Source organism: Photorhabdus aballayi (genome assembly GCF_026153155.1).
In the GTDB taxonomy this organism is placed as follows: domain Bacteria; phylum Pseudomonadota; class Gammaproteobacteria; order Enterobacterales; family Enterobacteriaceae; genus Photorhabdus; species Photorhabdus luminescens.
Genome location: NZ_JAPFCD010000063.1, coordinates 11,928 through 27,991 on the forward strand (window position 1 = coordinate 11,928; position 16,064 = coordinate 27,991).

At 38.3% G+C, this 16,064-nt stretch carries 7 protein-coding genes and 5 pseudogenes; 11 read left to right on the forward strand and 1 reads right to left on the reverse strand.

All coding sequences use genetic code 11. The features are described 5' to 3' along the window. Positions 1 to 477: 477 nt before the first annotated feature. Both OO184_RS21335 and OO184_RS21340 read left to right on the forward strand, forming a co-directional pair. Positions 478 to 5,319, forward strand: a complete 4,842-nt coding sequence (locus OO184_RS21335; protein ID WP_265380910.1) for an AAA domain-containing protein — start codon at positions 478 to 480, stop codon at positions 5,317 to 5,319. Positions 5,320 to 5,322: 3 nt separating this feature from the next. After that, the gene (locus tag OO184_RS21340; RefSeq protein WP_265380911.1) at positions 5,323 to 6,768 is read left to right on the forward strand and encodes a hypothetical protein; all 1,446 of its coding nucleotides are present in this window, start codon (positions 5,323 to 5,325) and stop codon (positions 6,766 to 6,768) included. Positions 6,769 to 7,049: 281 nt separating this feature from the next. On the opposite strand, the pseudogene OO184_RS25510 reads toward OO184_RS21340, so the two are convergent. After that, positions 7,050 to 7,236 (reverse strand): annotated as a pseudogene (locus tag OO184_RS25510) (hypothetical protein); the annotation flags it as partial. Between the two features lie 460 nt (positions 7,237 to 7,696). Here OO184_RS25510 and OO184_RS21345 point away from each other — a divergent pair. From OO184_RS21345 to OO184_RS21380, 9 genes and pseudogenes are all read left to right on the forward strand, one after another. Next, positions 7,697 to 8,587 (forward strand): hypothetical protein, encoded by an 891-nt coding sequence (locus OO184_RS21345; RefSeq protein ID WP_265380912.1) that lies wholly within the window; start codon positions 7,697 to 7,699, stop codon positions 8,585 to 8,587. Positions 8,588 to 8,894: 307 nt separating this feature from the next. Further along, positions 8,895 to 9,875, forward strand: a pseudogene (locus OO184_RS21350) (IS630 family transposase). 647 nt (positions 9,876 to 10,522) lie between these two features. After that, entirely contained in the window at positions 10,523 to 10,813 is a 291-nt protein-coding gene (locus tag OO184_RS21355; protein ID WP_265380913.1) for a hypothetical protein, read from the forward strand. Positions 10,814 to 11,121: 308 nt separating this feature from the next. Beyond that, the gene (locus OO184_RS21360; RefSeq protein WP_265380914.1) at positions 11,122 to 11,553 is read left to right on the forward strand and encodes a hypothetical protein; all 432 of its coding nucleotides are present in this window, start codon (positions 11,122 to 11,124) and stop codon (positions 11,551 to 11,553) included. Between the two features lie 563 nt (positions 11,554 to 12,116). Then, positions 12,117 to 13,130 (forward strand): hypothetical protein, encoded by a 1,014-nt coding sequence (locus OO184_RS21365; protein ID WP_265380915.1) that lies wholly within the window; start codon positions 12,117 to 12,119, stop codon positions 13,128 to 13,130. A gap of 208 nt (positions 13,131 to 13,338) precedes the next feature. Then, positions 13,339 to 13,641 (forward strand): annotated as a pseudogene (locus tag OO184_RS21370) (transposase); the annotation flags it as partial. 347 nt (positions 13,642 to 13,988) lie between these two features. Beyond that, positions 13,989 to 14,129, forward strand: a pseudogene (locus OO184_RS25375) (hypothetical protein); the annotation flags it as partial. A gap of 224 nt (positions 14,130 to 14,353) precedes the next feature. Beyond that, complete coding sequence (locus tag OO184_RS21375) at positions 14,354 to 15,124, forward strand: hypothetical protein (protein WP_265380916.1); 771 nt, start codon at positions 14,354 to 14,356, stop codon at positions 15,122 to 15,124. 159 nt (positions 15,125 to 15,283) lie between these two features. Then, a pseudogene (locus OO184_RS21380) lies at positions 15,284 to 16,064 on the forward strand (transposase family protein); the annotation flags it as partial.

Sequence of the window (16,064 nt, forward strand, 5' to 3'; positions counted from 1 at the left end):
ATTGTAAACTACATTGCCATTAATCCGACCTCAGAATATTGTGATCAGGAAAATAACTAACGATTTTCTTTATTAATCGGCTTTTACTGCCGAACTAGGTAACAGGAGCAGAAACAGAGGCGTACTTTTGCTTTTTTATGTTGAATGAATCATATATCACATTAATAGAGTAAGTGTGATAGTATGTGGTTTAATAATGGTCAAGGGGAAGTTTAAGGAGAGTGTAGACGACATCTTCTACTATCACAAATGCTGAACTAACCCTAGTTACCCTTCAAGTTTACTAAAAATCGAGGAAAGACTGGTTGAAATATTAAATAAGCATGGGTTTAATAACGTTAGTTGTAAAATTATTAATTGAATTAAGTTAAGAAACTTGCTTTGAATTGGTTTGGTATCCTTTTAAAGGAAAATATTTGTCAAAGTAACTCGATCGATCCTTCACAATAAGTTAGATATACTCGGAAAAGAAGTTGAATGGAAATAAAATGTCTTGACCCTCTGGGCATCAATGGTTATGAACGAAAAGCCAATGAAGTACTTTCGAAGCATCTTCCCGATAGTTGGAAAGGATACTCTTCACTGGAAATGGTTGGTCGTCAAGGAAAAGACTTTGAAGCTGACATCATTCTTATAACACACGATAGAATTATTGTTGTTGAATTAAAGAATTATCAGGGGAAAATCTTTTCTCAGGGAAAACAATGGATCCAAGAATATCCAGATGGAAGACAGGAACATCGTATAAATGCAGTATCACAATCCAGCCGAGCAGCAAAGATTTTGAAATCTCGGTTAAATGAAAAGCTGAGTGGGAAGTTCGTTCCTTACGTTGATAGCTGTGTAGTTTTATGTGGTTACGCAGATGCATCTCACTTGCCTTCAGATGAGAGACAATATGTATTTACGTTAGATGAATTCAAAAGTATAGGTGCTGATAGCGAATATGAGAAAAGATTTGGGAAACCTTTTACCTTTAATCGGAAAGAAGATATACCCAATAAAAACATTACCATATGGGACCGTATATTTCTCAATAATAGTGCTGATTTTAAACCCAAGACGTTTTCGTCTAATAATTATTTTCAAAATGGAACATCATTCTTCCAACATAAGGACTTCTTGTATTCAGAATTTCAAAGCCAACGTGCTGACAATGCAAACTACAAGGCGTTGATGAGGAGATGGGATTTTACTGCCCCATGTATAGTTGAATACGCCAGAACGCCAGATCAGAGAGTTGTAATTGCTCAGAGAGAGTCAAATGTCCTAGGGTATATAGATAATCAAGATGAGGATTTGAAAAATGTTCACCTCCAGCTTCTACACATACCTACAGATCTAACGGCAGATTTTGTGGAACTCTACGAATGGCCTAATAAAAAAGAAAGGCTTGATGTATTTATTCGAAAGAATAAATCTAAGTTAACTAAACAAAACCGACTCGACCTTATTCAAATGCTAATAAGTCAGTTAGCAAGGCTTCATGATATAGATGTTGCCCACCGGGACCTTGGTTCTCACAGTATTTGGCTTTCACTACCCAGTAAGGTCGTTTTATCCAATTTTTTGACAGCATACTACCCTGATCCTGATAAAAAGAGTGTCTCAAATGTACGGAAAATTATTCAACATGGTCGAGTAGAAACGCCTGAAGAATTACTTGAAGACGATATAAATGGTACTGCTTATACAAGAGATGTTTATCTCGCAACCGCTGCATGCCATTACATTGCCTTTGATTATTGGCCCAATAAAGATGAGGGTGTTTATATTTGGACACAGAGGGAAAACTGTGAGATAAGTACGAAGTTAAACGACTGGTTTGCCAAAGGGTTAGAGCTTGACTCTCAATATCGATTCCAAGACTTACGAGCTGCGCTTTCCGAACTCAATAAACTCCTTCAAACTGGTAGCGAGGATCCATCAAGAACCCTATCTGCTTTATCAAGATACCATACTAATATAAACGTATTCGCAGATTTTGGGGTACTACCAGTAAAATCGGAAGGGACTTTCCACTTACTTAAGTCGCCAGATAATAGCTTTGGAGTAAAAACATGGTTTGGTGTAAGCGATGTGAATAAAACAGGAGGGATTAATCATCAACTTCTTACTTTTTTCAGTAGACTAGAACTTATTAAAAATTCATCTTTGGAATGCTTGCCTGAAATATTGGAGTTCGGCATCAATCCTACTATGACCAATGTTTACTTTAAATATGAATGGATAGCTGGGGAAACGTGGAGAGATGCTGTTGTCGACATAGATAAAGAGCGCGGCATTCAATTAATTAAGGGATTAGTGGAGGCTTTAATCAACTTGCATGCTTCAAGACTTCATCATGGAGACTTGCATCCCCAAAATATCATTGTTAAAGAGCAGACTATAAAATTTATTGATGTTATTGAATATGAAAGTGAAGGTTCGAATAAACATACCCCGGCTTACGTACCGGCCTCGTATGAGACTCAGTCTAAATCAAATATCGACCGTTATGCAGTAATTAAGATTGTTAATGAATTATCTGAGTTGGTAAATACAATTCACCTCACCAAATACACTAATGAACTCTTGGCATTGCCAGAAATTGCGTCAACGGAACTTGAAAAGTTAGTAGATAATTTAGAACAAATCGTAAATCCGCCTCTACCAATTAGTACTGAAAGTTACGATATCCATTATAAAAAATTCAAAGAGTTATCAGATAAGTTGGCCTCTGATGATGGATCGTATTATTTGTCGATAAAACTCAATGCTGGGAAAGGACGGGATTTAGTAAGTGTTCAGTTGAGTGGCATTAAGCAACAGCTTGATATACTTATCCAACCTGAGAAGATGTTTATTGTTGGCGCTACTCTTCGAGACCTACGTCATGATCAATTTATTTGGAATAAACGTGATACTCAACTTAAACTCAATGGTATCATCAATCTCTCTAACAATTTAAGTGGTTCAAATGAAAAATTTATTGACTTCATTTTAACTAGTGAAATATATCAAGAGCTATTTCGTATAAATAATTCAGCACCGATCTCACAATCAACTGAAAGATCTATACTGTCATTGACAAAAATAGCTAAATCCGAGGTTGTTGATGCACGAGAGATTTGGAAGGTTCTTGTCGAAACAGAATTGGAAAGCTACCCAAAAATTCAGGTTGTTACAGAGCCGAAATACTCTGAAAATAAATGGCTAACTTTCCGATATTTTTTAGAGGATAGTAGGCTAGATTTTGATCTTCGGACCGAATGTGTCACACTTAAAATGGAAATAAGAGGTGAACTTAGAGATATCGGAATTATAGAAGATTTAAGTTCTGATACCGTTATTGTTAAACCGAGAGGGAAAATAGCGCCTCAACTCGGTGATACATTAGTTGTGGAAGGGAGCATGTCCGCAGCATCTCTTGCGAAGCGAGAGAAGGCTATTTCTAAGATAATCAACAATAGGGCTATTATTCCAAACTTACCCGACTATTTTTCTCCAAGGCTTGAGGCTAGTTATACTGAAGGCCACGTCCCTTCAGATGAAGAGTTAGATACATATACTGAATATAATGAAGATGGACATATAACGTTTTCACTCAACGAGCAGCAAAGACAGGCATTTAAAGCTCTTTATAAGTATGGTCCAGTTGCGCTACTTCAAGGGCCACCGGGAACAGGAAAAACCGCTTTCATCGGCTCTTATATTCATTACTCCATTATGAATGGAGCAAGGCGGGTATTGCTAGTTAGTCAGTCACATGAAGCAGTGAATAATTCCTGTGAGAAGGTCCGCTCCTTGTTTAGGAGAAATGCACAACCTATTGATATCGTTCGATTAGGAGACGAGTCGAATTTATCTGTGTCGCTGACTGATGTAGGTGAAAAAGCGCTTCAAGAACATTACCGCGATAAGTTTCGGGCTGAGTATAAAGAGCGTTTGGGAGCACTTTTATTACAAATTGGTATTTCGACTGAAATGTCAAATGTTATCACAGAGTTCGAAGTATCATTCGGACAACGATTTGACCAACTATCATCACAAGCTAAAGACAAAGAGTTAGCAGGTAGTCCCACTCTCAAGCAGAAAGAAAATAAACTTAAAACCGGTTTAACGAGTTTCTTAGAGCACCATTTGCAATCTACAGTATCGTTTGAAGATACTCGAATTCAATATATTCGAAATACACTACTCACAAAGTTGTCTGAACATTTTGAAATTTATTCCGAAAATCTTATTTTCAAAGTAAGAAACCTTGTGGAAATGTCTAATGAATGGCTGAGTGTGATGGCTTCTGGGCAAGCCCAATTCCAAAACTTCTTAGCTAAAACTAGAACACTAGTATGTGGCACTTGTGTTGGAATTGGTCGCTTCCACTATGGAATTCAAGAAAACGTTTACGATTTAGTCGTCATTGATGAGGCTGCTCGTTCCCCCGCGAGTGAATTGGCTATCGCAATGCAAGTCGGGAAAAAGGTCTTATTGGTAGGAGACCATAAACAGCTTCCTCCTCTTTTTGATGAAAATCATCTCAAGGCGGCGAAACTGAAATTACCTAAACTAGAGATAGATGAGCTCAAAAGAAGTGATTTTGAAAGAGCATTCGTTTCCGAATATGGGAAAAAGGTAGGGCGTTCATTACTCACCCAATATCGTATGGCGCCCCCAATCGGCAATATAGTCTCAGAAAACTTCTACGACGGAGCTCTAGCAACAGGAAGGGGGGAAACTAGTGAAAAATATAAAGAGCTGATTAACACCTTTGCAACCACTGTCACTTGGTTCGATACATCTAGAGCTGGGAGAAAAAATCTCGAATCTCGACCCAAGGGAAATGGTGTAAACGATAAAAGTTACATTAACGATTATGAAGCAAACACGATTATTTCCATTATAAAACGTCTTTATGACAACGATTCCCGAGATGAAATATTAATTGAGGGGGAAGACCCCAAAATTGGTGTTATATGTATGTACGGTGAGCAAGTTAGATCCCTAGTAAGAAAGATCAATAGTCTTTCATGGTCAAGAAGTTTATTAGAGAAACGGATTATAAAAGTTGATACTGTTGATAGTTATCAAGGCAAAGAGAATGATATCATCATTTTATCCCTTGTAAGAAGCAATAGTCATGGGAGTCAAGGCCATGTTGCGTCCGAAAATAGAGCTAATGTCTCACTCTCTCGTGCCAAAGAATGTCTTTTCATTGTAGGTAATAGCCATATGTGGAGTCGAAGCAATCAAACGACCGCTTTCGGGCGTGTATTGAAATTCATAAAAGACAATGAGTCTCGAGATTATTCAATTTGCGAATTAGATGAAAAGGAATAGCCGATGAAAGTTCAATTAAACAGAATCAGCTTTGGACTGCCCACAAAAGCATTTTTTATTGACTATACTGTGAGCCGAAAGAGACAATTACCGGTTGTTAAAGAGTTTATAATTCGTGTATTGCATTCACTGGGTAGCTCACCGGTTGAGTTGATACAGAATTATTTTGGATTTACTGCTACAGAAACTCGAGCTGTACTAGACGATCTTATCGAAGAAAGCTTGATTAAATGGAACGATGATGAAATTGAACTAACATGCCATGCACTAGAAAATTTTGAAGAAGTAGAAGGTAACATGCTTCCCAGATTCTTTGAAGTTATAGATAAAATTGATAACATTTACTTTGAACTGAAAGACTTTCGAATGTTGCCAAATGCTGTCAAGAGAAGTGGTGTAAATAGTTCGTGTATTACTTTATCGTTACCTGATGAGTCTTTTGAAAAGCTGAATGACAAAGCCCGGTCAGCTTTCGATACTCACTTTCAACATTTTAGAGAAGTGGTGAAAGGTGAAGATATTTATTCTGACCGTCAGGAATTGTACAAAATTAATCACGTTAATGGTAAATACGATGTAGTTGTTCCAATTCCAATTGAGTATTTCATAGATACGAATGCTCCCAAAGTACTTCAAACAGGTTATGAGTCACCCGCTTTAGATGAATGGGATTCTAATAGAACACTCTTTAACGCCATGGATGAAGCAATCAGCGCAGGCTGTGGTGAATATACTCCAATGGATTTTCATAGTTACTTGAGTGCCACCAATGATCCGATTTTAATTAAATATTGGGATGATAAAAATGAATCACTTAACCTTGAACTTTTGATGAAACATTATGAAATGGGGGCATCGTTTAATTCAAATGACACGCAACTAATACTCGGTAATTTTTACACCAAATCTAATATAAGCGCTATTCATGAAAATTTGGATAAAATATTTAAGGAAAAGCCTAAATCTAGTGGCATGATTTGGCTGACTAATGCTGAAAGTGGTACATGGGGAAGAACAAATGAGCTAAGTTTCTTCATTGATTCAATAGTCAAATTATTTGACAATAGAAAAAAAACTTCCTGTGCCGTTCTGGTTATACCATGCGTGAGTAAACAAGAGGCTTTTGAAAAAAATAGAGTCTACAACGGCGTTGATGCAAAGCTTATGGACTGTGAAAAACGATTCGGTGGGGATAGATGTGAGGTGTTAATCATCCCTAATGTTATGGTCGCGTGTCTTCACCATATCTCAATTGAGGATGGTAGAAATATATCATTACCAGTTGGATATCTTAGCCTAGACCCTTTACTTATCGAATCAGTTACACAAAACGTTCAGCGATGGGCAGAATCCGAAACACGATTTAGTCATTTTTTCGAGAAAAAGCATACAACTCTGGAAGACTCCGTTTTGAACAGCTATTTTTATCCTATCTTGTTCCAAGTGTGAAAGAATAAAGTGTCGTAAGGTCTAGACGAGATTGATGTATATCGAGAGGGATAAAGTTGGCTTCTTTTCTAGGTGCCAACATTCCTTTTTCGGTACAATGTCATTGTTTTTACAACTCATAAAAATCCGGTGACGCATTTTACCGTCGTTCAGACGAAGAGGGCAGCGACAGACACCTAACGGTTAGTTGCCGCTGATTTGTCTGTTTTAACCGCTTGTACCTACCAACAAAATACTTTTATCTTTTGCCAATGCCAGAGTACATTCGGGGTTTTACGGAGTTGACTAAAGACGAGTTTTTGTAAATTGACGCAACGACCTTTATAATTTGCTAAGTTTAGCTCATTGAGCTTCGAGGCAGGGCTCAGAATAGACATAGCCTGCTCAATAACAAATAACAGTAGTAGTCAAGTATATAGGGTGTCTCTGTCTGGTCAGCTCAATAAGTGCATGATACCAACGTTTCATTTAATTTATGTTGAGCAGAAATCTGGTTTATGACACGATTTTCCCGTAGTGGTCTGTTTTATTGGATATTTTTTAACTCTAACCTCATATCACTTTGCAACAACTTCATGAACTAACGTTAAATGACCACTTTTTGGCTCTTTTCAGACGTCTCAGGCAATTTTGGTTTATGAACCCATTCCACTCAGCAATCGCGTGGCTTATGAACCTCAAATTTTAGTAGTTATCTGATTGCTCTATTGACTGCTTGTTTTACTGAGATAATATTTCAACATATAGTATATTAAGCAGGGCTAACGTATCTAAGGGCGGTAGCATCGGAACTCATTGCGATCACGCAGCCTTAAATTACAGCTGAGAAAGTATTTATCAGCAACTGAAGTGGCTAAAATTCTTTTAAATATTTGCTGAGAAAGTAGTAAATATTTTATTCATCTTTTAGTTATTGAAGGGGAAGTAATTGAGCGGAATAAAGATAACCACAGCAATTGATCAGAGTGGGGTGGTAATTGATGCAAATAATTACAATAAGGACCAGTTACACCTCCCATTAATATGCCCAGATAAAAATTGCAATGCCATATTAGTGCATGTTAATGCATACAAAAGAGAGAGTTATAACAGAACGCAGTATATTCCAGCATTTTTTAGACTTGAAAAAGGTTTTATACATACCAATCAATGCAAATATAAAACAAATGGTAATACCACTATTAACTCAAAATACTCTCAGTCAGATGTCATTGATGCCTTAAATCGTGGTGAGACCTTATTTCGTATACACGTAATGAACTCAGATGAAATAAATAATCTGCATATTAAATCATCCGAATTTCAGCTTAACCCACCGAGTGACACCACAGATAGAATTTATTTAATAAAAGGGAGAAAAGCAACTTATATCAAAACAATGTCTAGTCTTTTGGATATATATAAATTCGGTTTATTAAACAAACAACAACAAGCGAGTATAAAACTACTTACAGGTGGGAAAATCCTCCTATGGAAGGATTATTTTTACGCAACAAGCTATCTCCCAGAATTACATTCAAAACTACAGAAGAATAAATTAATACAAGCAGCAATCATAGTGAAGGTCAATTATAGTAAAATGCATAGAGGTTTTAAATATCTTATATGCTCCTCTATTTATGAAGACAATGACTATGGAGTTATTACAGCAATTAAATTGTCGAAAAATATGGAAAAATATAATATTCTCACAAACCGTATTTACATGATTCTAGGTAATTTTTCAGAGCCTTTTATTAATGATAGAGTTATAAAAAAACATAAATGTCATGAAATAAGAACACTTATAAGTAATCCATCTCAGATAATAGAATACTAGCTCGAATTTAATTGATGCACCCAAGATATTAGGCGGGAAGGTATTTGGCAGGTAAAAAACACCTTGCCACTCGAAAAATTAACAATAAGACTGACCGAAATAATCTTAAAGCAATTGTTTTAACGTTCGTGAGTAAAGATGATGTTTTAATGGATTCTTTTTTGTGAATGAGGGAGGGAAGCTAAATAAGCTTTCGAAATAATGGATCACTTGGAAGGGAACTCAGTCCGATTTTTGCAATCTGATCAATCGCCAAAAATCACAAACCCCAAAATGGACTGAGCGACCCCGAAATGAACGACAACAAATGAAGAAACTTATCTATAAAACCCGTGATAAGAATTATGCCCGCCGATTGATGGCATTATTGATGCTACATGAAGGTCATATGGTGACTCACATCGCCAAAACCCTGCATGCTACACGTTCTTCGGTTAATCGCTGGATCAACTGGTTTACCTTCATATGGCTTAGAAGGGCTTAAAAGTTTATCTGCCGGCAGGCCCATTGTTTGGAATTTAGCCCCGCTCTATCCGTATTGCAGCACTCGCCTCAAGATTTTAGCTATATTCGCTCACACTGAAGTCTCGAGCTCATCCCCCAGACTATCAATCAATTGCTCAAGTTATCTCTCACACAAAGTACGTTATACCGCTACTGCCAAAAGGTAGGTATTGTCTGGCACAGGGCTGCACCCACTCTAAAACGACCTGATCCTGAATATCGTGAAAAAAGAGCAAAAATCACAGAAGCCCTGACCCATATCTCAGTACAACATCTGGTGTTTTATGAAGATGAGGTCGATATTAATTTAAATCCGAAAATCGGGGCGGATTGGTGTTTTAAAGGGCAGCAAAAACGCGTTGTCACGCCAGGAAAAAATGAAAAACACTACCTTGCAGGCTGCCTCAATGACCAAACAAGGAAAGTCGTCTATGTTAAAGGGACAAAAAAGGACTCTAATTTATTTATCAAGATGTTAGATGAGCTTAATACCCACTATCCCGATACGAAAACGCTCACATTAATCTTAGATAATTATTGCATCCATAACAGTCAGAAAGTCAAAAACTGGTTGGCACAGCATCTGAAATTTAACCTACCGAGTTATTCCCCCTGGTTAAATAAAATAGAACGGCTTTGGCAATCGTTGCATGAGACAGTCACACGGAACCACAGCTGCCAATCTATGTAGCTCGTTGATGCTTTCTTAGCGTCGATTTCAGCACAGCAAAAACTAGGAATGAATAAAATCGGTTATGGATTCTTATTTAGACGGCGAAAATAAGCAGCGCAAAACGTTACAATAACTGCGTCGGAGATTAGGTCGTCATTTTGTGGGCAGAAATGTATTTCACGGAAAGCGTGTCGAACTTAGTCAGGTTGGTATCCAGTACGGATGAAAGTATGGAAAAATAGTCTCCTTTACTCTACAGTCACATAAATATGTAGTTACAGTACTGGAATCTGTTGCCAGAGGAGAACTGAGAACATTTAATTATTAATAATACCTTTATTTTATTTATATTGGTTATTTATATTGATTGCTTAACGGAATTTTCTGTTCCATTGCACATGAAACTCTAGGTTAAGAAATTTGTCCATGCTCAATAAGTTTTTTTGATTTTTGGGGGAATTATGTAATTCCTCGATATAACCATCACATTGAATGCTTTTTTCCAAAGATCATAAAAAGGAAGAGCATCCTAAATTTATTATATATCTATATTGATATATAATTGTAATTTGTTGTATAATAGGACTATAGAGATGGAAGGCCAGACTCAAAGGAGCTACAATTAAAAATAAGTACTAATATACAAATTCAAAAACTTTCCATCGTATGTTAAAGTATATTGTTAAATATATATCTAATGTTCTCTAATTTTAAAATAAATAAGTTGTGAAATACATTTTACCTCAGGAGATAAAATTATGCGTGGTTTGCAAATCAGAATTGCTTTTGCATCAGCAAAAGTCATGCGTGTTATTGATGCAGAAAAAGCTAAAAATGAATTGAATGAGGTATTATTCGAAGCCCGCCAGTGTGGATATGACGAATACTCTTTTGGCATGAAAGTACCACCAACAATGTTCCTTGATGAGCCTCAATTGTTAAAAGCGTGGCGAAACGGATGGAACTTTCACAGCGAAGCTGAGGAAATGGAACATTGCCCTGAGTGCAATAATCAATATGGCATTCCCTGTTCACAGCATGATTATTAATACCACTCTCGGTAAAGCAGCCGGGTTTCCCTGTCTTCTTGTGCCTAGAAAGTCAGACCGGCCATCAATAAAATCACCTGTGGCTTAAACTATGAAGCATATTGATGTATACAAAGCAATTGGTTGCGTAAAACGAGCACCCGAAAAAATAGATTCGCATTCCGTGCGGTTAGATTATCCGATGCCGTTATAAAGCTCAGTCAATCAGAGTTCCTACGATGTATAGGAGCACGTTTTACGCACTTTCGAATTGAAGATAGCTCATAGGTGCAAAAAAAACGAACATATATAAGCGTTGGAGTATATTCATGTTGTTGTTAAATGGAGCATTGCTCTCAACGGGTCAAGCCAAACAGGTTAATTCTCCAGGAGCTCTGGTGCGTGCTTTTCAGCAAGATTATCTAACATGGAATAATCACGCTTTTGCGTTACATGACACACATGCCCCGGCTCAAGTGATGCCTCTGGCGCAGAAATCTTGGGATAGGTTGCTAACAAAATACACATTACCAGGTTTTAAGGGGGAACCGATAGCTTTTGGATCCGACGCAGCTCACGATCCCCAGTGCGAACAGATCCTGTCAGTAAAAGTACATGACGACAAGGCTGTGGTAACTACGCGATTCCCGCAAACGTACTACACATCCGTTTATGAGTATCATTTGATGTCTCAACATCATCGTTGGTATCTGAAGCAAATTTATCTGGTGGATGATAGCGGTAAATATCCTAGTCTGTAGCGATAGAGTACTAATTTGTCAATAACTGATTAAGAAGAAAAAAAATCACTGATAAATAGTTAAAAAATAGCATCTCATAAAGTTACTTATCCTTGTAGATCATTTGACTTATGTTGCGTCAAAACTGGCTTCATGGTGAAATATTATATCTATGTATTTGTTATTAAACTATTTTTTATCATTAATGCATCTCCTATTGTTCATAATTAGCTCGAAATGGCACCTTTTGATTTGCTTGATTTTTACACACCGTAGTTCATAAACTGATCTAGATGTTTAGTTCCAACGTTTGATGGTACAGTGCATAGCTTAAGGAGGCACAGAGAATTGAGAAGGGTGCCCCACACATTTAGAAATTGATTCGACAGAAGCTTGAGGTACATAACAGAGATACCTGTTGTCCGGAAAAACAGATCATCAACATTCTCCGTGAGGCTAAAGAGGTTTATTCGCACGTGAAATCTGTTGTAAGAATGTCTTCTCTGATGCCACTTTTTACACATAACACAAGAAGTTTGATAGGGTAGAGAAAATGGCTTAGCCAGTATAGTTGGCCAATAAAAATGGACGATTCAGACATGAAAATGGCCGATCTTTCTCATCTATCATCCGAACAGGCTGAAGCTGCCAGGAGATTTGTCGATCTCAAGTTTCAGGTGGATACGATGGCAAGAGATCACTCCGGGTATGTACCGGATGACCTGCATGGCCCTATGGGTGGCGGTGAGTACGGCCCATCTCACGGTATGTGTTTCTTCAATAGAATCATTCCTTTTCTGCCCCGTGATTCTGAGGTTCATGAGCCGGAGATCCTGTATGTGCCGATAGCACATACACTGGGGTGCAGTTGGCGGTGGTGGCCTGACCGTTATCTATCGGAAGAGAACGAAGAAGGCATAAAATTACACATTTTTTCGGATTATGGGATTCGTAGTACCAGTTATACTTACATACCTGAACTAGGCTTATTTCTGCCCGGTGAAGGGAAAAACCGGGTTAATTTCTGCCGTCATCACAACATTAACGCTATTCCGGCGCGAGTCTATATCCATCATTACCCGAAGGCTGACAGAATAAAGCTTTATGTCAAAGAGGAAGCTACTGGCAGAGACATTCTGGCTGTTCTAGATAATCGCTATGTTCAGAAGGTTGACCATTATGCGTTTGCACTACCGGTCCTTCAAGCTTATGGAGTCATTGTATCACGTAAGTGGCCTAGTGACTTACCATCAACGGATGATATCCGGGCTTATGCTAGCACTTCTGTTAACAATGAGCTTTTTTACCGGCCGGTAGTCGATCTCGATAAAGTCAGAGTAGCGTTCACTAAGAAGGAGGAGGAAGCGTTCATCCGTACCACGCTTTTTCATCTCCTCCCAGTCCGTAAAAAATTTACCTATATCTTCGTGTTCATGCTGATTTTTGTGGTAGCGATGACCCTGTGGGATCACCTCGGTGAGGGGAGTGTCGCGAATATGTTGTTTGCCGCAGGGGCTTTTGCTGTCGGCAGCCTGTTTGTCATGATGGTGCCGGTTTTTCGGGTAAGGAAAAAATACTTGACTGATGAGAGTCAGTGACATGGAGGGTGTACTTCGGAAGATGTAGTGGAGCAAGAATTTCGGACATCTCACAAGTCTGCTAACTCTGATTAATATGAAAGTGAGGTATTACGAAAGCACTGGGCGGCCTGTTCGCTTTCAGGTATCTGGTTTCGCGCTGATATCAAAGTTATGCAATTGTCGAAAAAGCCAACCTCACTTTCCAGAACCGCCCTTAAGCGGGGGAAATCGTAGTAAAAATTTGATGAAACTCAAAGGGATTGGTCCGACAACAGCGAGTGCGTTGGTTGCCAGCATCGGTAATGCCCATGATTTTAGAAGCGGCCGTCAACTGGCCGCCTGGTTGGGTCTAACGCCCTCGCAGTACAGCAGTGGAGGAAAATCCCGCTTGGGGAAAATCACTAAAGCCGGTGACAGTTACCTGCGCACTTTATTTGTCCAGGGAGCACGTTCTGTGATGATTGGTGTGAAAAATAAACAAGATCCCTTCAGTCGTTGGGTTAGCTCACTGATTAATCGACGAGGTTACTAGTGGTTAGATAAGCTAACTAACTTGAATTCTGGATAAATTAGTTGAACATTTCTGCGAGTGTAATGAACTCATTTCAACCACTTAAAAGCTGTGCCAAAATTGAGGTGTGGGGGGAGGGAGCCTCACACAGATTTCCGATATAATATTAGGTGAAGATGATTTGATCGGTTCGGCACGGATGTGGGATACAATTGCCTTGAATGTGGGCATATGATTACTTATATAACCTCAGTTTTGTTTAAGGTAACCGATAGTTTTCGGATCCGATTCAGCTCACGATCCCCAGCCCAATGGGTTAACTCGAAATCCTGAATTTGTAGAATTTATAGAGGGGGTACGAAACAGCGCTGAGACACATGGGACTTATCGATTTCGATGACATGCATCTCATTGCTTTCCTTATGAATCAGAAACATCAGTGGATTCGAAATGTTTTACGAGCCTGCTACCTAGCCCTATTTATTAATGAATACCAAGATTTTTGATAATTTTAGTACTCGAAGTAAATAAGATTTCATAATTCCGCTACACATGGTTTTCTTCAACTCATTGTTATACATAGGGTTTTTGGTAGATAAGGTGTAGCGCCATTTTGGAAAGTTATTTACATGTATCTTAATAGTGGGAGTTCCTCAAGTTGGTAGCTATTCATAGCTGATTATACTTATACTAGCATGCCCGATTTACTTATGAACGTTAGAGAATATTTATGGAATCGAACAACAAACAATCGGATGAAAAAGACGCTGGCTATCTTTTATCGTATTTAGATGATGTCCTAATTCCTGCATCTGAAGAGTTTTTTAGCTTGCTCAACGAAAATAGTGTGAATCTGCATCATGTTTTTTCGTTTAACGCGATTTTAGCCCATGCTGTTGACTATATGCTGTTCATTGCAAAGAAAAAGACCAGTACCAATAGAAAGTGTTTCATAAAAAGCTTCGATGAGCGATATGCAGTAGATGGATGCAGCCACATAAACAATAAATTTGCACTTCTGGATGCGGTCAACAATTCATTTAAGCACGTCGAACTAGATAAGAGTAGATATAAGCATCTCACAGAGCAGTATGGAGATCTTTCTTTCCATAGCCTTAAGCCTGATCAAGGGAAGGTATTTTTTGACATGCCATCATACAGGTTTGACTATTCAAGGGTGGTTCTAAGACCTATTGCTGCAATTTTCAATTGTGATCTAAAAAGCATAGATGATATTGACGACTTTATTAATGGAAGGAGATGTGGGAGTACTGGGTACGGTCATTTCGATTATGACTGCGAAGCGCACAATGCCATTGATAGGATGATCGATTATTGTAATCCGGAATGTATGGACTGCGGTGAAAGTGGGGATAGTTGTGATTGCTCAAGTTTTACCTATGGTAGAGAAGGGGGACAGTTCAACCCCAATATAGATCAAAACTTCGATTTTGAAGATGTTATGTCCAATGTTAGTGGAACAAGAGAATGGAGCAAATGAAATTGATTGATCTACACTAATGAAGGGATTTAAAGAAATGGCTCTGTATTAAAATACCACTGTGAACTTAATGTCCCATTGATTTAATTTAACATAAGATACGTTAGGCGTACTTTGGTTATTACACCAATATAGTAATGTCACTTTTAACCCATTTAGTGCTGTCATCTCTTGGTGCGTTACCGAGAAGATGGTCCGCTTGGAATGACGAGTCGACGTCGTGGAAAGCCCAGTAACAATCAGTTGCCTGATGGTCTGGTCGCATATGCTCTGAACATAATCCGCGAGCGTTATAACGATTTTGGACCTACGCAGGCATGTGAAAAGCTTGCTGAGCAGAATGATGTTTATCTTTCAAAAGAGACAGTTCGAACATTTATGGTTAAAGCTGGTCTGTGGGTCCCACGCAAGCAACGAGCACCAAAAATCCAGCAACCTCGTTCAGCTAAAGGCCGTGTAGAACGTACTCATTTAACTCTTCAAGATTGCCTCGTTAAGGAGTTCAGACTCAAAGGTATCAGTATATGGATGATGCCAATGCTTTTGTTGATGAGTTTATGGACGATTATAATCGTCGTTTCGCTACAGCATCTCGACATGATTTTGATGTTCACCGTCCACTCGATATAGATGACTATTTTAATAGTATTTTTACTTGGCGAGAACCACGAAGAATATCAAAATCGCTGACAGTTCAATATGATAAAATGCTTTACTTAATTGAAGACAATGAAATCAGCCGTAAAGCAATCGGAAAATATATCGATGTTTGGCACTATCCTGATGGTCGAAAGGAACTTCGGTTAAACGGCGTCATCCTTCCCTACTCTATCTACGATAGACTCTCTGAAATTGGCCAGAGAGCAATTGTTGATAATAAACTTTTAGGACGTACTTTAGAGTTTATTAAATTGGTACAAGATAAGCGCGATAATAACTA